We start from the raw sequence: 22468 nt of genomic DNA, 5'->3' as shown, positions 1-22468 counted from the left end.
GCGCTTCGCGCCTTCTGTTTCGACGGCAGGCAGGAATGTCTGTGCTACTTTGCTACCGCGCCGGTGGTTGGGGCGGCAGCCCCGAAATCGTCATTTGGCATTCGTAATTTTCCCCTTACCAGGCCCGGCGGTAGCCGAGGCTCAGGGACCAGGGGCGTTCGTAGGCGTCGGCCTTGTTGTATTCATAATCGAAATACAACTGGCTTTCCGGGTCTATCATGTAGGCCGCGCCGAGGCCGGCCTCGAAACGCCAGCCGTCGAAGCCGGGCGTCCATTCGCGGCCTTCCACATGCAGCTTGCCGCCGCTCGTGTCGGTCTTGACCTCCGCCACGCGGAGATAGGGACGCCAGCGGCCGAGATCCACGCCGCCGCGCATCTGCACGCGATACTGCATCGCCGTCGATCCGTCGATGCGCACATGGATGGGCTCGTGGTAAACGGTCTGGCGCTCCGTGTCGTAGCTCTCACTGCCCAGGCGGGCCAGCGCCATCTGCACCGAGGGCTCCAGCCAGAGGTTGCCCGATGCCACGTAGCGGCCCAGTTCCAGCGACGCGCCCACCGCCTCGCTGCCGTAGCGCGCGTCGGTCACAAGGCCGTCCACCGCCTGCGAGTGCAGCTTGTTGCTGTTGCGGTCGGCGCGCAGCACGAAGTCGCCATACCAGCCGTCCTTGTGCAGCACTGTCGCGTAGCCGCCCAAGCCAAAGCCGGAGGTCTCGCCGCTGCCGTGGCGCTCAAAGTCCCGCTCGTGCCGCGCGAAGGAGATGAAACCGCCGGCCAGCAACGTGAGGTCGCCGGACAGGTCGATGCGCCGGTCTCCGCCTGCGGTCATCCCGAAGCTGTCCTGCGTGAAGCCGTCCCCGGCGAGGCCGCCGCCCGCGTTGAGCCGGTAGGTGTTGGCCGTCACCCACACGTTTCCGTTTTCGGGCAGCCCGCCCATGCGCAACTCGCCCATGCGCTTGCGCAGGCTGTCCAGCGAATAGTGCCAGTCGAGCCCGGCCACCCCGGCGGTCCAGTAGATCGCGTCGCCGGCGCGGCTGCGCGCATCGCCGCCGGACAGATACCACGTGTTTTTACCGGGCATGATGGAGCCGCCGTCACCAGGATAAAGCTGGTAGGTGTGCGCACCCATCTCGATGGTGCCGGAGGTGATGGTCAGGCCGGGATCGATGCCGGCGGCGGCGTGGGGCAGTTCGAGCAGGTCGAGCGCGTAGATGTGTGTCGCGTCGTCGATCTCCGTCGTGGTCGTGCGGTGGAACTCGATGTGGTGCGTGCCGGTGGCCAACGTGGTCACGCGCAGCTTGTCGCTGAGCCGGCCCGCCACGTCCACGTTCATGTGATGCGTGAGCGCGCCGGTGAGCACATCGGTGGTCAGAGTCGCGTAAGCCTCCTCCATGCCGGGCGCGGTGTGGTAGAGGATGGTGCCGCTGCTGGCGGTGGCGACGGGAATGAAGGCCGGCACTCCATAAACTGTTGCGACGGGGGCGCCGCCGTGCAGGGCCTTGAGCGTCTGGTTGCGGCCGGCGAGGTCGAAGACGGCGCCGTCGAGGGTGAGGCCGCTGCTCGCGGCGAGCACGTTGGCCGCGCCGGCGCGCAGGGTGTCGCTTTGCACGAAGGTCGCGCCGGTGTAGGTCTGCGCGGCATTGAGCAGGGTGATGCCGCCGCCGATGATGTCCACGCGGCCCGCGCCGGTGATGGTGGTGCTGATGGTGAAGTTGCCGGAGCGGTTGAGCACGAGTTTCGCGTCGGCGCCGCTGAGCGTGACGGAGCGGGCGAGCGTGTCGGTCGCCCAGCCGTTGCCGGTGTCGCCGCCGGTGCCGATTTGCACCGTGCCGGCGTTCACGCGCAGGTTGATGTCGCTCGCGCCGGTGAGCACGGTGGCGGCGGCGGCGTTTTGCACCAGCGTGCCGCCGCCGGCGACGGGGCCGCTCAGCTCAACGTCACCGCTGCCGGCGCGGATTTCCACCACGCCGCCCGGGAACGGGCTATTGGCGGCGGCGGTGGTGATGGTGTTGCTGATCGTGGTCGCGTCGGAGCGCCAGAAGGCGAGGGTGCCGGCGGTGGCCACGGACACACGGCTGGCAGCGGCGAGCGCACCGGAGGTCGAGCCGGCGCCCACGATGAGGGTCGCGTTGCTCTGCACGATGGTCGTGCCGGTGTAGGTGTTCGCGCCGGCGAGGGTGAGTTCGCCGCTGGCGAGAGTGAAGTTCCCAGCCCCGGTAATCGGCCCGGCCAGCATGCCGTTGAACCCTGTGCTGTTGCCAACCATAAACGCATTGCCGCCGAGCGCGATGCTGCCGGACCCGGAGAGATTATGCACGGTCTGGTCGTGACCGCCGAGGTCGAAGCCGGTGCTCGCGCCATCGAGCGTCACGCTTGTGCTGCTGGCGATCACGTCGGCCACGCCGGCCTTGAGCACGGCGGAGCCGGTGATGAGCGTCGCGCCGGTGTAATCGGCCTTCTGCGCGAGGGTGACGGTGTCGGTGCCGGTGAAGGTGAAGCCCGCGCCCGTGCCGGTGAGCAGCAGGCTGAGGGTCTTGTCCACCGAACCGGTCGGGTCGAGCGTGACGGCGACGGTGGCGTGCGTGCTTTCGATGGAGGTTACGCCGTAATCGAGGTAGATGCCGGCGGTGCCGGTGGAGGCGGTGCCGTGATATACGCCTTTGTAGGCGTTGACCACATTGCCGACGACGATGTCACCGGCGGCGGCGTAGAAGGCGTGCCTGCCGGAGCCGGAGCCGGAAATCGTGAAGCCGGTGCTGCCATCCACCACCATGTAAACGGCGCCTTCGGTCAGCGAGGCAGCGCCGGTCGCGGTCACCTTGATGACGGGGGCGTGGTTGAGGGCTTCGGCGCTGGCGTCCGTATCGAAGATGCCGCCGGCGAGCGTGGGCGTGGACGGCGTCAGGTCGAGGCCGGAGAGAACGGCGGTGGCAACGCCGATGGTGCCGGAACTGCCGGCAAGGGTGTCCACCGTGAGCGCGTGGAGCGTGGCGGTGCCGCCGACGGTGGCGCTTTCGACAAGGAAGAGGCCGCCGGCGAAGTCGAGGCCGTGGATGGTGCCGGAGGCGTCGAGCGTGACGGAGCCGAGCGCGCCGAGGCGCAGGGTGGCCCCGGCCAGCGCGGCCGTGGCGTTGTCATTGAAAAGGAGGCTGCCGGTGTTCGTGAGGCCGCGCACGCCGAGCGTGCCGGTGAACGCGCCGCCGGTGGTGGCGGCCAGCTCGAAGCGCCCGGCGGCGCCGGCGTAGGTGTTCACCAGGTCGATGTAACCGCCGCCGGCAAGCGTGCTGCTGATGGTGGCGGTGGCGGTGCCGGTCTGGTTTATTTGCAGGACTGCGCCGGCGTCCACCATGACGCCGGCGGCGGCGCCGTTGAGCTGGTGGGTGGCCCAGTCCACCGCGAGGGTGCCGGCCTGCACGAGGGTGGCTTTTTGCGCGAGGCCCGCGAGGTTCGCGGCGGGAGAGTCGAGGTTCCACACACCCGCCCCGGTTTTTACGAGGGTGCCGGTGAACGCGGTGCTGCCGGTGACGGCGGCGGCGTGGGATTGCGAGCCGGTCGCGGCGGCGAGGGTGAGCGTGGAGGCGGCGCCGTCGAGGGTGAGGGCGCCGACGATTTTGCTCCCGACGGCGAGGGTGGCGCTGGTGACGGTGGAGGTGCTGACCACATCGCCGGTCATGGTACCGGTGTTGAGCAGCGAGAGGGCCCCGCCGGCAGCGGCGAGCGCGGTGCCGCTGGTGGCGGTGATCGCGCCGGCGTTGAGGAGCGTGCCGCCGACGGCGAGGTTCACGCCGGTGGCCCCCTGGATGAGGGCGCCGGCGGTGTTGGAAACAAGCACGGACGCGGTCTCGGCGAGCACGCCGTAGCGGGCGGAGCCGGTGATGGTGGCGGTGTTGACGAACGTGCCGGCACCCTCGAAATAAACGCCGACGAGGGAGCCGGAGATGGTCATGGCGTTGGTGTGGCTCACGCCGGCGGCAAGGATGAGGGCGGTGCCGGTGGGGGAAAGGATCGAGCCGGTGCCCGTGAGAGTGGAGTCGGCCCCAAGGTAAACGCCCTGGCCGGTGATAACGCCGTCGTTGACCACCGAGATGGTGCCCCCGGCGTAAACGCCCTGCGCGATGGTGCCGGTGGCGGCGTTGGTCACGCTGGCGGTGCCCCCCGCGATGTAAACGCCCCACCCGTTCACCGTGTCACTCACGAGGATGTTGCCCGAGTTGGTGATGACGGCCGTGCCGGCGGCGACGTAGATGCCGTAGGTGCCCCCGGTGATCGTACCCCCGGCGGCATTGGCAATGCTGGCATTGACCGGATAGGTTCCCGATTCGTCCACGTCGCCGAGCCACACGCCCGCCGTGCTGCCGCTGATCGTGCCGTGGTTCGTGCCGGTGACTTCGCCGTAGGCCACAAAACCGTAGCCTTCCACGGCCGCCGTGGCGGCAATGGTGCCGGTGTTCACGAGCACTCCGCCTTCGTCCAGATACACGCCGACGGTCGTGCCGCTCGCCAAGCCGGTGTTTTCTACCCTGACGGGAAAGGCGTAGCCAATCACGCCGTAGTCGGCGGCGATCGTGCCGGCGTTCACGATGGTGCCGCCGGTCAGCCATATGCCGTGGGTGGCGCCGGAAATGCGGCCGGACCCGGTGTTCTCGATCAGGGCCCCGGACTCGGCCCAGATGCCTCCGCCGCCCAGCCCGACGATGGCCCCGGAGTTCATGATGGTTCCCCCGATGAACTGCACGCCGTTGTCGCTGCCCTGGATAAGGGCCCCGGTGCTGTTGGTAAGCGCGAGCGCTCCGCCGGACCAGATGCCGTCGCGCCCGCCGCCCAGACCGGCAATGGTGCCTGCATTCACAATGGTGCCTCCAAGCGCGAGGCCCACCCCGACGCCGCCGCTGCCGGTGATGACACCGGAGTTCATGACGTTGCCGCCTTGGCTGAGTTGCACACCGGTATCGCCGGCGGCAACAAGGCCGAAGGCTTCGTTGACGAAGGTGCCAGTGCCTTGGAAGTAGACGGCGATGCCGGTGTCGGCGAGGGTGGTGCCGGAGTTGATGTAGAGGCCGCCGGTCCCGCTGTCGTAATAAGCGTGGGCGCCGGTATCGTGGATGATGCCGGAGTTAAAGAAAGTGCCGCCATGGTTTTGCAGGCCGTAGAGGCCGCCTTGGATGAAGCCGCCGGCGAGGTTGGTGCCAGTGAGTGCGGTGGCGGAATAAACGCCGACGGAGGTGGCGGCGGTGCCGGTGATGGTGCCGCTATTCACCAAGGTGCCGCCGGCGGCGAAGCGCGCGCCGTAACTGCCGCCGGTGACGAGGCCGGCGTCGGAGTTGGTGACGAACACGGATGCGGTCTCGGCGAGCACGCCAGCGTTTCCCGTGCCGGTGATGGTGCCGCTGTTGACGAGGGCGCCGGCGTCGGCAAGGTAAACGCCGACGAGGGAGCTGGTGACGGTCATGGCGTTGGTGTGGCTCACGCCGGCGGCAAGAGTGAGGGCGGTGCCGGTGTCGGCGAGGATCGAGCCGGTGCCGGTAAAGACGGAGTCGGTCCCAAGGTAAACGCCCTGGCCGGTGATAACGCCGTCGTTGACCACCGAGATGGTGCCCCCGGCGTAAACGCCCTGCGCGATGGTGCCGGTGGCGGCGTTGGTCACGCTGGCGGTGCCCCCCGCGATGTAAACGCCCCACCCGTTCACCGTGTCACTCACGAGGATGTTGCCCGAGTTGGTGATGACGGCCGTGCCGGCGGCGACGTAGATGCCGTAGGTGCCCCCGGTGATCGTACCCCCGGCGGCATTGGCAATGCTGGCATTGACCGGATAGGTTCCCGATTCGTCCACGTCGCCGAGCCACACGCCCGCCGTGCTGCCGCTGATCGTGCCGTGGTTCGTGCCGGTGACTTCGCCGTAGGCCACAAAACCGTAGCCTTCCACGGCCGCCGTGGCGGCAATGGTGCCGGTGTTCACGAGCACTCCGCCTTCGTCCAGATACACGCCGACGGTCGTGCCGCTCGCCAAGCCGGTGTTTTCTACCCTGACGGGAAAGGCGTAGCCAATCACGCCGTAGTCGGCGGCGATCGTGCCGGCGTTCACGATGGTGCCGCCGGTCAGCCATATGCCGTGGGTGGCGCCGGAAATGCGGCCGGACCCGGTGTTCTCGATCAGGGCCCCGGACTCGGCCCAGATGCCTCCGCCGCCCAGCCCGACGATGGCCCCGGAGTTCATGATGGTTCCCCCGATGAACTGCACGCCGTTGTCGCTGCCCTGGATAAGGGCCCCGGTGCTGTTGGTAAGCGCGAGCGCTCCGCCGGACCAGATGCCGTCGCGCCCGCCGCCCAGACCGGCAATGGTGCCTGCATTCACAATGGTGCCTCCAAGCGCGAGGCCCACCCCGACGCCGCCGCTGCTTTGGATGAGGCCGGAGGAGGAGTTGCTGAGGACGAGGGTGCCTTGGGACTGGACGCCGGTTTGTGCATACCCGACGATGGTGCCGAGGTTGGTGACAGTGCCGGCGGTTTGGATGAGGATGCCGAAGCCGGTTCCGGTGATGACGCCGGCGTTGGTGGCGACGAGCTCGCCGGCGATGATGCCGGACGCCTGGTTGCTCGTGCCGACAGCCTCGATGAGCGCGCCGGCTTGGTTGTGCACCTCGACCGCGAGGCCGCTGGCGTAAACGGCGTTGTCGGTGTTGGAGATGGTGCCGGTGTTGGTGAGCACGTCGGCGGCGGTGAGGGTGACGCCGTCGATGTCGTTGCCGGAGTTGTTAATGAGCCCCGCGTGCGCGAGCGGCGCGAGGGCGAGGGCGGCGAGGACTAAAAGCGCGGACGCATGGCGGCGGCGCGAATCGGGCCGGGAATACCCGGAAACCGGACGTGTTTCTGTGTGATAGGTGCAGGCTGGATTCATGGCGATCGGTAATTGAGGAAATGGATTAAGGCATGCGACCGATGAAGAAGCGGTTTTTTTATTCGGCAGCACAAATCTGGTTCTACTATATGATATAGAAGTAATCATTGATATAAGATAATCTCTTTCTGCTGGTAAATTGACATTTAAATAAAAAATCGAAGCATTCTTGATTTATAATGAAAATATTATGCATAAGAACAGGCATGCAGCAGAAAATCAGAAACTCTCTTTATTTTATACAGTTCCGTGAGTCTGCTCCCGAAGGATCCCACTTCGCCCGGAACGATGTCTTTCAGGGTTTCACGTTATTTTGAATAGCCATGATTCACGTGAAGACGCAGGCCGCGGAGAGAAAATTACAAAAGGCGTCTATAAACGAAGTGAATGGTCTGACATGATCCGGGCCATCCGCCGCCCGATGCCTTTCCTTCACTCGTCATTCTTTCATGTCTTCGCGTGAATAACAGCCATGAAAAAGACCCCCGGATTTCTGCGGGGGCCCGTTCTTGTGGTTTCTACTAAGAAAACAATCGCTCAACGATTGCGGGAGTGACGAAGGTCACGCCCATAATCGATGACCGCCACGGCGAGGAGCGAAGCGACGGCTCCATAACCGAGGAGGCTCTCAATCCCGATGGCCGTGTCCTCAGTCGCAAGGACCGCGACGATGGCCGCAAAGCCACCGAGCACGAGAGCAGGAATCAAGCGGTTGGTTTTCATGTTGTTTGCTTTCTTTTTAGGTTAACCGCCTCCCATGACGGGATGCGGGATACCCATATGATACAGCACCTCTGGAATAGGGAAAATAATTGCTTTCTATTGAGTTTATAGGAAAAAACTATATTCGTTTAAGACGGAAATTAAATTCGAGCCGGAATATAATCACAAATCATTGATTATATTAATCATAAATTAAAACTTTTCGCATGGAAATTCACCAGTTGCGCTATCTCGTCGCCGTGGTCGAGACCGGAAATTTCACCCGGGCGGCCGAGCGCCATCGCCACCCGCCAGCCGATCAACCCGCCCTCGCGCAGCCCGCCGACGCCAGTGCGAACAGCGCCAGCCCGAACAACAACGGACGCCGCCGTCCGAACCAAAAGCTGAGGTGTTCCAGTCAAGGGTTATGTTGAGTTTTTTTCAGACGTTTTTTTCAGGATGGGGGGAGGCAGGGGGAGGAGCGTCTGGCCAGTGCAGCGAGATAGCGAGCGTCGTCGTAGGGCACGTTGTCCATCCAGCAGCGCCACAGGATGCGCACCCATTTGAAAGCCAGTGCGCGCAGGATGGCGTGGTGTCCTTTGCCCGCAGCCTTTTGGCGCAGGTAGTATTCCTTCGCCCAAGCGCAGCGCGGCACGGTCTGGCCGGCCCATTCCACCAGGCTCTGACGCAAAAACTTGGGCGCGGCCCAGCGCCAATGCACTCACACGCGTCCCTGACTGCGTTCACACACCGGGGCGACCCCGGCATACTTCTGGAGCGAGGCCGCGTCGGGGTAGCGCTCGAGGCGCTCGCCAAAGAGCGTGAGCAGTCGGGGGGCGAGCACCGGGCCGGCACCGGGCAGCGTCGCGAAGAGGGTCGCCTTGGGGTGGACGGCGAAGGCCTCGGCTATGGCCTGGTCATACGCGGTGATGTGACGCGCCCCGGTCTCAAGCAGGTCGACCAGGCGGGCCAGTTCCAGCGCGGCCGGGCTCAACAGCGCCCGATCCGTGCACAGGGGGCGGGCACGGGCAAGCAGGGCCACGCGTTGCTCGATGCACTCGGCCGAGCGCACGTTGTGCCGCCGGTAAAACTCGCGCAGACGCGTCGCACCGGCCTTCTGCACTGACTCCAGCGAGGGGAAGCGGCGCAGGAAGGCCAGAGAGCCAGGGGAGCGGCCGGATCGTCGCCGATCAGCGCGAGAGCCGGGGAAAGACGCGCTTGAGCAGGGCGACAAGCGGGTTGAGCAGGGCGGTGCGGTGATCGACCGCGCCGCACCGCTGCTCGACCAGCGCGGCCAGCTCCCGGGTGGCGGGCGCGCTGGCGGGTTGCTTCGGCACGGAGAGCGCGAAGGCCAGGCGGAAGCGCGCGCTGGTGGCCGGGTGGATCGGATAAACCGTCAGCCACGGGTGTTCGAGCAGGACGTGCAACAGGCCGTTGCGTCCGGCCTCGACGGCCAGGGCGACCGGACGATCGCCGCAGGTCTGCTGGAGTTGTTCGAGCCAAGCGTGCAGGTCTTCGGAGGTGGCGGCCACAGTACCGCGCACCGGTTTGGTCTCGCCGGGCTTGAGCACGGCGAAGCTATGGGAGGTGTCGCCCCAGTCCAGACCGACCAGGGCCGCGTAATCATCGTTGGTTTTCATGGATGTTTTTTGGGTTGGCGGCCCCGGGCTGCAGATCGTATCGCTTGTGTCGTCGGTGACGCCGGTGGCTGAGTATGCATGGCCGTTGCCGATGCCTTCCGGTCGCGGGCGATTAGCTTGGTTTGTATTCCTCGCAGGAATGGGCGGACTGTTCGTCCCGTGACCGGTCGGCAAATTTGGCGCCGATCCGCCCCCGGGTCGGCTTAAAAGCCGCTCCCCGGCGTCGTCACCCTTCAGCTTCGGTTCGGGGGCGGGGCCTGTCGGCCCCTCCCCTGCACCCCTCCCCAAAACTTATTGGTTTTTGATCAGCGGAACACCGATACGGACGGATTCCCGCATTATACAGCCTGGATTCAATTTTGTATTCAATATTCGGATGCAAGCGAGGCGGCATCTTTGCCGGAAATCCGGAGTGTTGCCAAAAAGTTGCCAAAAATGGTGTTTTTTGCTTCCCCTCTTTGTGTCAATCTGCCACCTTCTTCCTGTTATAAACTATTAACCACCAACAAAGTCCGCTATTACAAGCGACTTATTCGCGCAAAATTTGCAGACAAGGATGCCTGCGCTACGCGCGTGGCTTTCGCGGGCGGGGCGCCCAAGCCGGCACGCGGGACGCGCGCGCTCCCCAAGGTTTACCCCAGCGCCTTTTTGATGAGCTGCTCGGTGGTGGCCTTGGGTCCGAGCGTGAGCGCGGCGCGGCGAACGGCTTCGTCGGCCTGGGCGGTTTTGTAACCGAGGGCGGTCAGGGCGAGGACGGCGTCGTGGATGCGCGTGTCCCCGGCGGGCGCGCCCCCCGGTGCGTCGGCGGACGGCGCGGCGGTGTCGGCGGGCGCGCCGGCGGGGCCGACCTTGGCGCGAAGCTCGACCACGAGGCGCTCGGCGGTTTTTTTGCCGATGCCGGGGCATTTCGCGAGCGTGGCGATGTCGCCGGAGCTGATGGCGGCGCGCAGCGAGGGCAGCGAGAGCTTGCTCATGATGGTGAGCGCGACCTTCGGGCCGACGCCGCTGACATGGTCGATCATGAGGCGGAAGAAATCGCGTTCCTCGGCGGTGGCGAAACCGTAGAGGGTCTGCGAATCCTCGCGGTAAATGACGACCGTGTGGAGCTTCGCGGTGCCGCCGGCGGCGGGGAGCCTTTCGGCGGTGGTGACGGGGATGTTCACCTCGTAGCCCAACCCGTTGATTTCAATGGTGGCGTGCAGCGGCGTGGCGGCGGCGAGGAGTCCCTGGATGGAGGTGATCATGCGATTGCAAAATGTATTAAAGTTACGGATACACAAATCTTTCCTCTTTATTCTTTCTCTTTCCTCTTTCTCCCATTCCAACCCTTGGGAAAAGAGAAAGAGGAAAGAGGAAAGAACGGAGGGATGGGAGATGGAAACGGGTTTTGGCGCCCGGCGCGTTTATGTCAGGCCGAGCACGTCCTGCATGTCGTAGATGCCGGGTTTTTGGGTGACGGCCCAGACGGCGGCGCGGAGGGCGCCGCGGGCGAAGATGGCGCGGTCGGAGGCCTTGTGCGTAAGCTCGACGCGCTCGCCCAGCGCGGCGAAGATGACAGTGTGGTCGCCGACCACGTCGCCGCCGCGCAGGGAATGCATGCCCACCTCGGTTGGCGTGCGCTCGCCGGTGATACCTTCGCGGCCGTGGCGGACGGCGTCGGCGGCGAGGTGCCGTTCCTCCAGGATGATTTCGAGCAGGCGCGCGGCGGTGCCGCTGGGCGCGTCTTTCTTGAAGCGGTGGTGCATCTCGATCACCTCGGCGTCGTAGTCGGGGCCGAGAACGGAGGCGGCGCGGCGGGTGAGGGCGTAGAGAAGGTTGACGCCGACGGAGTAGTTGCCGGCCCAGACGCAGGGAACGGCGGCGGCGGCCGCGAGGAGCTTTTTCTTTTCGTCCGCCGGGTGTCCGGTGGTGCCGATGATGAGCGGGGTGTTGAGCGCGACGGCCTGGGCGATGTTCGCGGCGGTGGCGCTGTGGTGGCTGAAGTCGATGATGGCATCGGCGCGGGCGGCGGCGAGCGCGGCGGGGATGTCGTCGCCGGCATCAAGCGCGGCGGCGATGGCGTGGCCGGTTTGTTGCGCCGCGTCGGTGATGGCGCGGCCCATGCGGCCTTTGGCTCCGATGAGGGCGATGTTCATGGGAAATTAAGAATTAATAATTAGGAATTAAAAATTAAGAAAAAAAGGGGGGGGGCGCTACCGCGCCCCGCTGGCTTCTTCTTGTTACTTGTTACTTGTCACTTGCCACCTGTCACTTCGCGCATCGCGCGCACGCCGTTTTCATTTGCCCAGCTCCTTCAGGACGTCGGCGAGGAGCTTTTCGTTCGCGGGAGCCATGTCGCAGAGAGGCGAGCGGACCTCGGCCGAGGTGATGAGGCCGGCGCGGGCCATGGCGGCCTTCACCGGCACGGGATTGGGCTCGACGAAGAGCGCCTTGAAGAGCGGGTAGAGACGGCGGTGAAGCTTCGCGGCCTGCGCGTAGTTGTCGGCAAGCGCGAGGGTGGCGAGTTTCGCGATTTCGCGGGGGATGAGGTTGGACGCGACGCTGATGACGCCCTCGGCGCCGACCGCCATGAACGGGAGCGTGAGCGAATCGTCGCCGCTGAGCACGGTGATGTCGCGGCCGAGGGCGCGCTTGAGCTGGTCCACACGATCGACGGTGCCGCCGGCCTCCTTGATATAACGGACATGCGGATACTTCGCGCGGAGCCGCTCGACGACGGGCACGCCGATCTCGATGCCGCAGCGTCCGGGAATGGAATACAGGACGATCGGGCGGCTGGTGACCTCGGCGATCTCGGAAAAATGGCGGAAGAGCCCTTCCTGGCTGGGCTTGTTGTAGTAGGGGGCGACGAGGAGCACGGCGTCGGCCCCGGCCTCGTGCGCGAGGCGGGTGAACTCGACGGCCTCGCGGGTGGAGTTCGAGCCGGTGCCGGCGATGACGGGGACGCGCTTGCGCGCGGCGTCAATGGCGGCGCGTATGACGTCCATGTGCTCCTCGTAAGAGAGGGTGGGCGATTCGCCGGTGGTGCCGACGGGCACGAGGCCGTGGATGCCGGATTTTATCTGAAACTCGACGAGCTGGCGGAATTCGTCGAACGCGACGGCTCCGTTCTTGAACGGGGTGACGAGGGCGGTGATGGCGCCGGTGAGCGGGCGGAGTTTCATGGTGTGCAATAGCGTGAAGGAAGGGCGCGGCTTGCGCGAGCAGCGAGTTAACCGGCGGCGGGCGGCGGCTGGCAATCAAAAGGTGGCGCCGGGGCGGCGTCCGGGGAAACTTGCCTTTAGGGTGCGAGGGCGGCAGGGTGTGGTTTTCATTGCTCCGTCCGCGCATGGGATTCAACCGGCAAATTCGTGCACTGGCAGGCGCCGTGTTTTGCGCGGCGGCGGGCTTTGCGTGGGCGCAGGACGCCGGCAACCCCGGCGCAGCGGGAACCGGGCCGGCGCCGGACGCGGCGGGACGCGATGCGGCCGGTGCCGCGGGCGGGACGGCCCGGGTCGCCGCCCCGGTACCGCCGACGGCGGATGCCAGACCGGTGCCGGAGGAGCGTCCGGCGCTCGATCCGTCCGCGCTGCCGACCATCGCGATCGATCGCGGCCTTCCCGGAGGCGACGCGGCGCAGTCGCGCCAGGACGGGCGCAGTCCGGCCGGGGCGCAGCGCGCCGCGGTGGAGCGGCTGCGCGCGCAGAACTGGCTGCTCGATGGCGTGCGGCAGCGCGAGACGGAAGCGGAGTTGCGGCGGCGGGCAACGGAGGCGGGGATGTTTTCCCCGGGTGACACGACGCGCGTGATGCAGGATTGGACGGAGGCCGAGGTGCAGGCGTGGCTGCTGACCGGAGATTTGCCCGAAAAGCGGACGGCGGCGGACGGCGGGCGCTTTTCCGCGACGGCGGGCGCGGGCGGCAGCGGCGAGGCCAACCGCGCAAACGGGGCGGGAACGGCGGACAACCCGTTTTCCTCCTATCTCGCGAATTGGCTCACGCCGGCCGATCATGCGCTGTTGAACGCCGGCGCGGGCGGGACTCCGGCGTTCGGAGGAGGCGGCGGCGCGGCGACCGCCGGTGTGCGCGACGCGGGCGCGCCGTCATTCGCGCCGGGCAAGGCTGCAGGCGTGTTTGCCGGCATGTCGGCGGCGGGAGCGCCGGACGCAGCGGTCTTTGATTTGTCCGCGGTGGCTGCGGCTGCGAACAACCCGTTTGTGGAAGACATCCCTTTGCCGGTTCCGGCCGCGCCCGCCGCGCCGGGCGTGACCAACCAGCCGCCGGTTCCCGATCAAACGCCTGCGCGGCAGGATGGCGGAAATCCGGCCCTTCGGACGCCGGAGGACAAGGCGGCCAAGCCGGCCGATGGCAATGCGCCCATGACCGCCCCCATTATCGACGACAGAAAATATTTTCCGCAGTTGAACCGGTTTTAGGACGCTTCAATCAAAGCCGGCTTTTTCGTGCAAAAAGCCCGGCATGCATCGCATCGGACTGTAAGCTGACTCCGCATTCGATTTCCGCGCGGCCCCGGGCTTCACTTGGCGTGATCTGCTCCCCAGAATGAAGATTCCCCTGATTATCTCTGTCTTGTGTTTCGCGGGCGCCGCCATCGCGCAGTCGATGACGCCGGAAGAGCGCACCGCGCATTTGCAATGGATGCGGCAGGCGCTGCCCGATGTCCCCGAATGGACCGCGTGGCAGCAGAAAACCGGCGAGCTGCCGCCTGATTTCGACGCGCTGCCGCGCTCGAATCTCCTGCCCGATCCGCTGCGCTTTGCCGACGGGCGCCCCGTGCGCACCGATGCGGACTGGGAGGCGCGCCGGGCGGAGATCCGCGGGCTTTTCGAAAAATATGTGACCGGCACGTTTCCGCCCAAGCCGTCCATTTCCGGCATCGTGCTGCTCGATGAGACGCGCGCCGACGGCTGCACCACGCGCAACGTCCGCGTCGAATTCGGGCCGCAGGGCAAAGGCAGCGTGCGTGTCCGGCTCGTGATTCCCGACGCCGCCGACGGGGAAAAACTCCCCGTGCTCATCAGCCCGAACCTCGCGGGCTGGGCGCGGATGCTCGTCCGGCGCGGCTACATCTCGGCGGGCTTCGCGGGCAACGACCGCATGGATGATGCCGCGGCGTTGCAGGAGCTTTACCCCGATTACGATTTCGCGACGCTGCCCCGCCGCGCCTGGCTGGCGCAGGTCGTGCTCGATTATCTCGAAACCGTGCCGCGGGCGGACATGGGCCGCGTGGCGATCTTCGGCTATTCGCGCGACGGCAAGATGGCGGCCATCGCCGCCGCGCTCGACCCGCGCATCGCGGCGCTCGTCGCCGGCAGCACGGGCGTCGGCGGGCTGCTGCCGTGGCGGCTCGCGGGCGAGCGGGGCGGCGGCGAGAGCATCGAGAGCACCACGCGCATGTTCCCCTCGTGGTTCTCGCCGCGCCTGCGCTTTTTCTCCGGACGCGAGGACCGCCTGCCCGTCGATGCGAATTTGTTGCTCGCGCTCATCGCGCCGCGCGCCGCGCTGAGCGAGTGGGGCCTGAACGACCAGGTCGCCAACGGCTGGGCCATCGAGCAGGCGCATGCGTCGGCGCAGGCGGTTTACGAGCGCCTCGGCCGGCCTGACCGGCTGGGCCTGCTGCACGTGCCCGGCTTCCACGGCAGCAACGACCCCGAGGCATGCATCGACTGGCTCGACCGGCAGTTCGGCCGCGCGCCGAAAAAATGGGTGAACGATTTTGTGTTTCCGTGGAATTTCGAAAAATGGCGCGCGCGCACGGGCGAAAAAATCGACCTCGAAAAATTCCCCGCCCACGACGCCGCGAAAGCGGGGCGGGATTTCGACGCCGCCGGGCTTCGCCGCTCCGTCGGGTGGATGCTCGGCGAGGCCCCGCCGCTGCTGCCCGAACCGCCGCCGCTCTTCCCGCCGCGTCGGGGCGGGCCGCCGCCCGGCCCGACCGTCGTCGCGCAGGGCCGCGAGGGAAACCCGGGCCAGCTCGCGCCCGACGTGCCCGCATGGGTCATCGCCGCCGGCGGGCAGGAATACGGCTGGCTCGAGCCCGAGAAAAACGCGGTTGCCTCGCGCCGCCTGCGCTTCGGCCTCGGTGTCACCGGGGACTTGTATTATCCGGCGGACACGCCCGCGGGGACGAAACTGCCCACGGTGATCTGGCTGCATGGTTTTCATCATCCGCTCGGCTACATGTGGGTTTACCGGCGCGACCTGCATCCGATCCTCGCGCTCGTGAAGGCGGGCTACGCCGTGCTCGCGTATGACCAATCCGGATACGGCATGCGCTGGACGGAGGCCGCGCCGTTCTATGACCGCCACCCGCGCTGGTCGCGCCTCGGCAAAATGGTCGAGGACGTGCGCAGCGCGGTGGACGCGCTCGAAAAGGACGAACTTGTGAATGCGAACGCCATTTCCGTTTTCGGCTACACGCTCGGCGGCACGGTCGGCCTCTACGCGGCGGCGCTCGACGCGCGCATCCACGGCGCCGTTTCGATCTGCGGCTTCACTCCCATGCGCGCCGACACGCCCGGCCGGGGCATGAGCGGCATGACGCGCTACAGCCACCAGCACGGCCTGCTGCCGCGACTCGGCCTGTTTGCGGGCGACGAGGCGCGCCTGCCTTACGACTACGAGGACCTGATCGCGCTCGCCGCGCCGCGCCCCGTGCTCATCGTGCAGCCGCTTCGGGACCGCGACGCCAGTCCCGCCGATGTGCGCGCGGCGGTTGACCGGGCGCGGCGCGCCTACGAAAAATCCGGCGCCGCCGCCAGGCTCGGCTTGCAGGAGCCCGACGATTACGGACGCCTGGCCGCCGCCACGCAAAACGCCGCCATCAAGTGGATGCGGGAAAATCTCTCCGACTGAACCACGCATAAGACCGTCCCGCCCGCTTCAGCATGAAAATGGCGAACCTCCCGCGCATCTTTGCCCGCGCCCTTGTCGCGCTCTCGTCGTTTTTCGTTTTCCGCGCCGCGCTCTTTTCCGCCGCCCCCGCCGCGACCGGCATTGAATATGCCAACGTCAACGGCGTCAGCCTGCGACTCGACGCCTGCGCCGCAAAGCCCGACGCCTCCGGCCGGCCGCGCCCCATCGCGATTCTCCTCTACGGCGGCGGCTGGATGCGCGGCAGCAAGAACTCCCCCGAAATCTCCCTCTGGGCCGATGTCCTCGAGCAGGCCAACTTTGCCTGGGTCGCCATCGACTACCGCCTCGCGCCCGCGCACCGCTGGCCCGCGTGCATCGACGATGTCCGCGCCGCCATCCGCTGGGTCAAGGCGCACGCCCGCGACTACAACGGCGACCCGGAGCGTGTCGTCCTCGTCGGCTACTCCGCCGGCGGGCACCTCGCGACCCTCGCCGCCGTCACCGGCGCGCAGGACGACGATACCCGCGTGCAGGCCGCCGTCGGCTGCGCGCCCGTCACCGATTTCGAGCAGGAGCTCCCCGCGCGCGGCGGCCTCAGCACCTCGCTCCAGAATCTTTTCGACCTCCCCGCGCAAAAAAATCCGCTCCCGCCCGCGACACTCGCGCTCCTGAGAAAAAACGCCCCGATCAACAACATCAGCCTCACGCGGCAATCGCCGCCGTTCCTCGTCATCCAGGGCGATGCCGACAAGACGGTCCCGCTCCAGCAATCGCTCAATTTCCAGTCGCGCCTTCGCGGCGCGGGCGCGACCTGCGACCTGCTCATCATCCCCGGCGGACAGCACCGCATCGGCGACTGGAAAAAATTCGCCCCGGACTGGCGCGGAGAGATGGCCGCGTGGCTCCGGGCGAACGTATCCGATAAACAACTACCGAACTACGCCAAGGCCTCCGGCTTTCCCGCGCCGTCCTTTCGGGAGCGGGACGCGCTTGCCGGGGCCGTCCCGCCGTCAAACGGCGCGACCCTCTGGTATCGCGCCCCCGCGAATTATTGGAACGAGGCGCTCCCCATCGGCAACGGCCGCCTCGGCGCGATGGTTTTCGGCGGCATCGAGGAGGAGCGCCTGCAACTCAACGACGACACCCTCTGGACCGGCGGGCCCCGCGACTACACCCACCCCGGGGCCGCCGCCATCCTGCCCGAACTCCGCCGCCTGCTCTTCGCCGGAAAACAAAAGGAGGCCGAAAAGCTCGCCATGGAAAAATTCATGAGCGTGCCGCTTCGCCAGAGCGAGTATCAACCCCTCGCCGACCTCGTCATCCGGCAGCCCGCGCTCAAAAACGAGCCTATCCGCGGCTACATTCGCGACCTCGACCTCGACACCGCGACCGCGGGCGTGCGCTACGGCGCGCCCGGCGGCGCCGCGCACGCGCGCACCGTGTTCGCCAGCCATCCCGACAAAGCCATCGTCCAGCGCCTCGCCGCGGACAGGCCCGGCGGCGTCACCTTCACCGCGCATCTCGCCGCCCCCCACGCCGCGAGCAACGCCGCCGTCATCGATCCCGCGACCATCCGCCTCACGGGACACGTCGGCGACGACGGCACGCGCTTCGCCGTGCAACTCCGCGTCGTCGCCAAAAACGGCAGGGTCACCGCCACGCCCGCCGGTCTCGCCGTCGAAAACGCCGACGAGGCCATGCTCATCGTCACCGCCGGCACCGGTTTCAAGAATTACAACGACGTCTCCGGCGATCCCGAGGCCGAAGCCGCGCGCAACAGCGACGCCCTCGCCGGAAAAACCTTCGACGCGCTCCTCGCCCGCCACGTCGCCGACCACCAGGCGCTCTTCCGCCGCGTGGCCATCGACCTCGGCCAAACGCCGGACGCCGCGGCCGCGCTCCCCACCGACGAACGCCTCGCTCGCATCCAGACCGCGCCCGACCCCGCCCTCATCGCGCTTGTTTACCAATACGGGCGCTACCTGCTCATCGCCAGCAGTCGCCCCGGCGACCAGCCCGCCAACCTGCAAGGCATCTGGAACGACCGCATCCATCCGCCCTGGGGCTCCAAATACACGGTGAACATCAACACCCAGATGAACTACTGGCCCGCCGGGCCCGCCAACCTCGCCGAGTGCGCCGAGCCGCTCTTCGCCATGCTCGACGACCTCGCCGTCACGGGCGCGCGCACCGCGGAAGTCCATTACGGCTCGCCCGGCTGGGTGCTGCACCACAACACCGACCTCTGGCGCGGCGCCGCCCCCATCAACAACTCGAACCACGGCATCTGGCCGGTCGGCGGCGCGTGGCTCGCCCGGCACCTCTGGGAGCATTACCTTTACACCGGCGACACCGCCTTCCTGCGCGCCCGCGCCTGGCCGCTCATGAAGGGCGCGTGCGAGTTTTTCCTGCAAAACCTTACTCCCGACCCGGAAACCGGGGCGCTCGTCAGCGGCCCGTCCAACTCGCCCGAGCACGGCGGCCTCGTCATGGGTCCCGCGATGGACCGCCAGATCATCCGCGCGCTTTTCGAGACCACCGCGCGGGCCGCTCGTATCCTGAAACAGGATACGGAGTTTGCGCGGACGCTCGACGACACGCGCGCCCGCATCGCGCCCGACCGCATCGGCAGGCACGGCCAGCTTCAGGAATGGCTGCAAGACCTCGACAACCCGAAGGACACGCACCGCCACGTCTCGCACCTCTGGGCCGTTTTCCCCGGCGATGAAATCACCCCGCGCACCCCCGCGCTCTTCAAGGCCGCGCAACAATCGCTGCGCCATCGCGGCGACGACGGCACCGGCTGGTCGCTCGGGTGGAAAATCGCCTTCTGGGCGCGCTTCCTCGACGGCGACCACGCGCACAAAATGATCCTCCAGCAACTCCGCCGCGTCGATCCCGCGGGCGAAAAATCCGGCGGCGGCGGCTCCTACGTCAACCTGTTCGACGCGCACCCGCCCTTCCAGATCGACGGCAATTTCGCGGCCACCGCCGGCATCACCGAGATGCTCCTGCAAAGCCACCTGCGCCCGGAAAACGCCGCGCCGGACGCCGCCGGCCATCTCATCCAGCTCCTGCCCGCGCTGCCCGCCGCGTGGCCCGACGGCTCCGTCACCGGCCTGCGCGCCCGGGGCGGCTTCGAGGTCTCGATGACTTGGCGCGGCGGCAAACTCGCCGCGGCGACGATCCGCTCGCTGCTGGGCAACCCGCTCCACGTCCGCCACGCCGGCCGCGCGCTGGATGTCCCCACCGCCAGGGATCAGCTCATCCGGCTCGACGGCGCGTTGCGGCAGTTGGAATGAGACCGCCGGCATCACGAACCGCGGCAGCCCCCTACATGCCTTCAAAACCATCTCAACAATGAATCTCCCGCTCGACAAAATCACCCGCGCGCTTCTTCTGTCGCTTTCCCTCGCCGCGCCCGCCCTCCTCTTCTCCGCGCCGGTGTATCCGGCGCGGGACGCCGCCTTCACCCAATCGCTCAACGGCGCATGGTCCTTCAAATACATCGCGGCGCTCGACGCGGGAGCCGACGCGGGTTTTTTCGCGCCGGAATTCGGCACCGCCGCATGGAAGTCAATCCGCGTGCCGGGCAACTGGGAGCTGCAAGGATTCGCCGAGCCGGGCTACGACCTGAATTTGAAAACCGGCCTCGGCCTCTACCGCCGCGCCTTTCGCGTCCCGTCTGACTGGCACGGGCGCGTCGTGTGCCTGCGTTTCGACGGCGTGGCCTACGGTTTCGAGGCGTGGGTCAACGGTGTGAAGGTCGGCGAGTCGCGGGCCGGCGCCTACACGCCCAATACCTTCGACATCACCTCCGCGCTGAGGCCCGGCCCGGATGCGGACAATGTGCTCGCGGTCAAAGTGACGACCAAGCCGCCCGGATGGGAGTTCGACGTCAACGACGACTGGTCGCTCTCCGGCATCTATCGCGACGTCACGCTTTTTTCCGTGCCATCGACGCACATTCAGGACCTGGCCACGAGCACGGCACTCGCCCCCGACGGCAGCGCCGAATTGCACATCACCGTGCGCGCATCGGACGCGTCCTCCGCCACCGCGCTTCACGCGCGCCTGCTCGCGCCCGATGGCGCGCTCGCCGCCGAGTCCGAACTGCCGCGCCAGCCCGGCGGCCTCAACGCCGCCACCGTGCGTGTGCCGCAGCCGCTCCTTTGGACGGCGGAAACGCCCTCGCTCTACCGCCTGCAAATCTCGCTCGCGCATGCTTCCGGCGGACGCCCGCTCCAGGTGATCGAGGAACGCATCGGCCTGCGCGAAATCTCGATCGTTGACGGCGTGCTGCTGCTCAACGGACGCCCCGTCAAACTGCGCGGCGCAAACCGGCACGATCTCAATCCCGACGCGGGCCGCGCCGTCACCGAGGCGCACATGCGGCGCGACCTCGAACTGATGAGGCAGGCCAACATCAATTTCGTGCGCACCTCGCACTATCCTTCGCATCCGCGCTTCATCGAACTCTGCGACGAACTCGGCTTCTACGTCATGTGCGAAGTTCCCATTGGCAAGGGCGAGCAGCACCTCGAAAAACCCGAATACCGCGACCGCATCCTCGCGCGCGTCGAGCCCGCCGTCACCCGCGACAAAAACCGTGCCTCCGTCATCATCTGGAGCATCGGCAACGAAAACCCGATCACGGAAATCGAGATGGACGCCGGGCGCCTCGCCAAGCAACTCGACCCGACGCGGCCCATCTGCATCCCGAAAATCGGCAGCTATTTTGGCAAAAATTACGAACGCATCCCGGAGTTTGTGGACATCTATGCCCCGCATTATCCAAGCACCGCCACCGTGCGCGAGTATGCGACCAGGCTGACCCGCCCGGTCATTTTCACCGAATACGCGCACGCCTTCGGCCTCGCGACCGACCGCATCCAGGAACAATGGGAAATCATGCAGGCCAGCCCGCGTCATGCCGGCGCCGCCATCTGGCATTTCATGGACCAGGGCATCCTCCGCCGCAGCGCCGAGGCCGTCGACCGCGACGCACCCACGAAGCACGTCTGGCTCGACCAGCATTTTTATTACGACACCCACGGCTACGACGGGGCGGACGGCATCGTGTATTCCGACCGCACGCCGCAGACCGACTACTGGCACGTGCGCAAAGTTTACGCCCCCGTGCAGATCGCGGAGCGCGCCCTCGCTGTGCAACCGGGAAAAAACACGCTCCTGCTCACGATCGAAAACCGTCACGATTTCCGCGCGCTCGCCGGCATGAAACTCGTCTGGTCGCTGCGCCGCAACGACCGCGAACTTGAGCGCGGCGCCATTCCGCTCCGCGCCCCGGCCCGGGAAAAAGAGCGCGTGCAACTTGCCTTGGACATTCCCGCCGATGCGACGGAAGACATCCTCGCGCTCGAAGCCCGTTGCCTCGACGAGGAGGGCCGCCAGATCAACGAACGCGTCATCCGGCTGGGTCTCCCGCATGCGGCCACAAACAACTGGCTCGCCCGCCTGCCGTCCGCATCCGCGCCGCTGGTCCGCGACGACGGCGGCACAATAACCGTCACGCACGCGCGCTGGACGCTCGAGGTCTCGCGCGCCACCGGCGAGCTCGGCATCCGCGACCGCTCCGGGCGCCCGCTCGTCTCCGGCGTCCTCCCGCATGTCGGACGCAAACCCACCATGGCGGAGCAAAACAGCGGCGCGAAGAACGGCCTCTGGCTCATTTCGACACTCGCGCGCAACGACGCTCCCGAGGTTGCCGTGACCCGGGACGGCGACGATGCGCGCCTCACCGTCTCGGGACGCTACCCGCGTCCGGATGACCCCGGCCAGTCCCTCACCGGCGGCTACACCGCGCGCATTGCGTCGAATGGCGTCATCACCATCGACTACGACTACGCCCCCGCCGGCGCCAAAGGCCTGCTCGCCGAAGCCGGGCTTTCGCTCGTGCTGCCGCCGGAGTTGACGGAATTCCGTTGGATTGGCGACGGCCCCTACGCCGGTTATCCCGGCAAGGACCGCCTCAACGAGTTCGGCCTCTTTCACCTCAGCCGCGAAGACCTGCGCTTCCAAGGCAACCGCCGCGCGACCGAACTCGCGCTGCTCACCGCGCCCGGCGGCGCGGGCGTGGCGCTTGCCACCGATGCATCCGACGTGGCCGTCGAGCGCGCGGGCGCGCAGACCCTTCTCAGCCACAACGCCGTCATCGGCGGCCTCGGCAACAAGTTCACGTCGCCCGAGAAAACGATAAAATTGGAAACGCTTTCCCGCATCAGCGGTCGCTTTTCGATACTGCCGCTCGACGCCGGGTGGCCCGCCGCGCTCAAGCGGTATTTCGGCGAGCCCGCCGCCGCGCGCGATGTGTTCCGTCCCTACTACCATAGCTACGACCAGTAACCCGCGATTCCCTC

Annotated in this window: 13 protein-coding genes; 5 read left to right on the top strand and 8 right to left on the bottom strand. The window is 66.9% G+C overall.

Going from position 1 to position 22468, the window contains the following annotated elements:
- Nucleotides 1–115: 115 nt before the first annotated feature.
- Nucleotides 116–6895: an autotransporter outer membrane beta-barrel domain-containing protein gene (locus OH491_RS17170; RefSeq protein ID WP_068770369.1), complete on the bottom strand. Its 6780-nt coding sequence runs from the start codon at nucleotides 6893–6895 to the stop codon at nucleotides 116–118.
- A gap of 537 nt (nucleotides 6896–7432) precedes the next feature.
- Nucleotides 7433–7618 (bottom strand): hypothetical protein, encoded by a 186-nt coding sequence (locus OH491_RS17165; protein ID WP_068770370.1) that lies wholly within the window; start codon nucleotides 7616–7618, stop codon nucleotides 7433–7435.
- 206 nt (nucleotides 7619–7824) lie between these two features.
- On the opposite strand from OH491_RS17165, the gene OH491_RS17160 reads away from it, so the two are divergent.
- A complete protein-coding gene (locus OH491_RS17160; RefSeq protein ID WP_068770371.1) occupies nucleotides 7825–8031 on the top strand; it encodes a LysR family transcriptional regulator in 207 nt (68 codons plus the stop codon).
- Between the two features lie 20 nt (nucleotides 8032–8051).
- On the opposite strand, the gene OH491_RS17155 is transcribed toward OH491_RS17160, so the two are convergent.
- The 6 genes from OH491_RS17155 to dapA form a co-directional block, all read right to left on the bottom strand.
- Entirely contained in the window at nucleotides 8052–8288 is a 237-nt protein-coding gene (locus OH491_RS17155) for a hypothetical protein (protein WP_145928789.1), read from the bottom strand.
- Nucleotides 8289–8318: 30 nt separating this feature from the next.
- A complete protein-coding gene (locus OH491_RS17150; RefSeq protein ID WP_068770373.1) occupies nucleotides 8319–8720 on the bottom strand; it encodes a transposase in 402 nt (133 codons plus the stop codon).
- 67 nt (nucleotides 8721–8787) lie between these two features.
- A complete protein-coding gene (locus OH491_RS17145; RefSeq protein ID WP_068770374.1) occupies nucleotides 8788–9237 on the bottom strand; it encodes an IS110 family transposase in 450 nt (149 codons plus the stop codon).
- Nucleotides 9238–9869: 632 nt separating this feature from the next.
- Complete coding sequence (ruvA, locus tag OH491_RS17140) at nucleotides 9870–10481, bottom strand: Holliday junction branch migration protein RuvA (protein WP_068770375.1); 612 nt, start codon at nucleotides 10479–10481, stop codon at nucleotides 9870–9872.
- Between the two features lie 159 nt (nucleotides 10482–10640).
- Nucleotides 10641–11372, bottom strand: a complete 732-nt coding sequence (gene dapB / locus OH491_RS17135; RefSeq protein ID WP_068770376.1) for a 4-hydroxy-tetrahydrodipicolinate reductase — start codon at nucleotides 11370–11372, stop codon at nucleotides 10641–10643.
- Between the two features lie 141 nt (nucleotides 11373–11513).
- Entirely contained in the window at nucleotides 11514–12401 is an 888-nt protein-coding gene (gene dapA / locus OH491_RS17130) for a 4-hydroxy-tetrahydrodipicolinate synthase (protein ID WP_068770377.1), read from the bottom strand.
- A gap of 164 nt (nucleotides 12402–12565) precedes the next feature.
- On the opposite strand from dapA, the gene OH491_RS17125 reads away from it, so the two are divergent.
- The 4 genes from OH491_RS17125 to OH491_RS17110 all read left to right on the top strand — a co-directional run bounded on the left by OH491_RS17125 (nucleotide 12566) and on the right by OH491_RS17110 (nucleotide 22454).
- Nucleotides 12566–13651 (top strand): hypothetical protein, encoded by a 1086-nt coding sequence (locus tag OH491_RS17125; RefSeq protein ID WP_068770378.1) that lies wholly within the window; start codon nucleotides 12566–12568, stop codon nucleotides 13649–13651.
- A gap of 154 nt (nucleotides 13652–13805) precedes the next feature.
- Nucleotides 13806–16091 carry an alpha/beta fold hydrolase gene (locus OH491_RS17120; protein WP_068770379.1) on the top strand — a complete coding sequence of 762 codons (2286 nt, stop codon included), beginning with the start codon at nucleotides 13806–13808 and terminating at the stop codon, nucleotides 16089–16091.
- Between the two features lie 32 nt (nucleotides 16092–16123).
- Nucleotides 16124–19393 carry a glycosyl hydrolase family 95 catalytic domain-containing protein gene (locus OH491_RS17115; RefSeq protein ID WP_084442181.1) on the top strand — a complete coding sequence of 1090 codons (3270 nt, stop codon included), beginning with the start codon at nucleotides 16124–16126 and terminating at the stop codon, nucleotides 19391–19393.
- A gap of 58 nt (nucleotides 19394–19451) precedes the next feature.
- On the top strand, nucleotides 19452–22454 hold the full coding sequence (locus tag OH491_RS17110) for a glycoside hydrolase family 2 (RefSeq protein ID WP_068770380.1): 3003 nt from the start codon (nucleotides 19452–19454) through the stop codon (nucleotides 22452–22454).
- Nucleotides 22455–22468: the final 14 nt, after the last annotated feature.

Origin of the sequence: Termitidicoccus mucosus (assembly GCF_038725785.1) — a bacterium.
Lineage (GTDB): Bacteria > Verrucomicrobiota > Verrucomicrobiia > Opitutales > Opitutaceae > Termitidicoccus > Termitidicoccus mucosus.
This window is presented reverse-complemented; position numbering and strand designations above follow the sequence as displayed.

Bases quoted from the DNA above. Each gene is read 5' to 3' on its own strand.
- OH491_RS17110 (WP_068770380.1), top strand. From the start codon at position 19,452: ATGAATCTCCCGCTCGACAAAATCACCCGCGCGCTTCTTCTGTCGCTT.
- OH491_RS17170 (WP_068770369.1), bottom strand. From the start codon at position 6,895: ATGAATCCAGCCTGCACCTATCACACAGAAACACGTCCGGTTTCCGGG.
- OH491_RS17115 (WP_084442181.1), top strand. From the start codon at position 16,124: ATGAAAATGGCGAACCTCCCGCGCATCTTTGCCCGCGCCCTTGTCGCG.
- OH491_RS17125 (WP_068770378.1), top strand. From the start codon at position 12,566: ATGGGATTCAACCGGCAAATTCGTGCACTGGCAGGCGCCGTGTTTTGC.
- OH491_RS17160 (WP_068770371.1), top strand. From the start codon at position 7,825: ATGGAAATTCACCAGTTGCGCTATCTCGTCGCCGTGGTCGAGACCGGA.
- dapA (WP_068770377.1), bottom strand. From the start codon at position 12,401: ATGAAACTCCGCCCGCTCACCGGCGCCATCACCGCCCTCGTCACCCCG.
- dapB (WP_068770376.1), bottom strand. From the start codon at position 11,372: ATGAACATCGCCCTCATCGGAGCCAAAGGCCGCATGGGCCGCGCCATC.
- OH491_RS17165 (WP_068770370.1), bottom strand. From the start codon at position 7,618: ATGAAAACCAACCGCTTGATTCCTGCTCTCGTGCTCGGTGGCTTTGCG.
- OH491_RS17145 (WP_068770374.1), bottom strand. From the start codon at position 9,237: ATGAAAACCAACGATGATTACGCGGCCCTGGTCGGTCTGGACTGGGGC.
- ruvA (WP_068770375.1), bottom strand. From the start codon at position 10,481: ATGATCACCTCCATCCAGGGACTCCTCGCCGCCGCCACGCCGCTGCAC.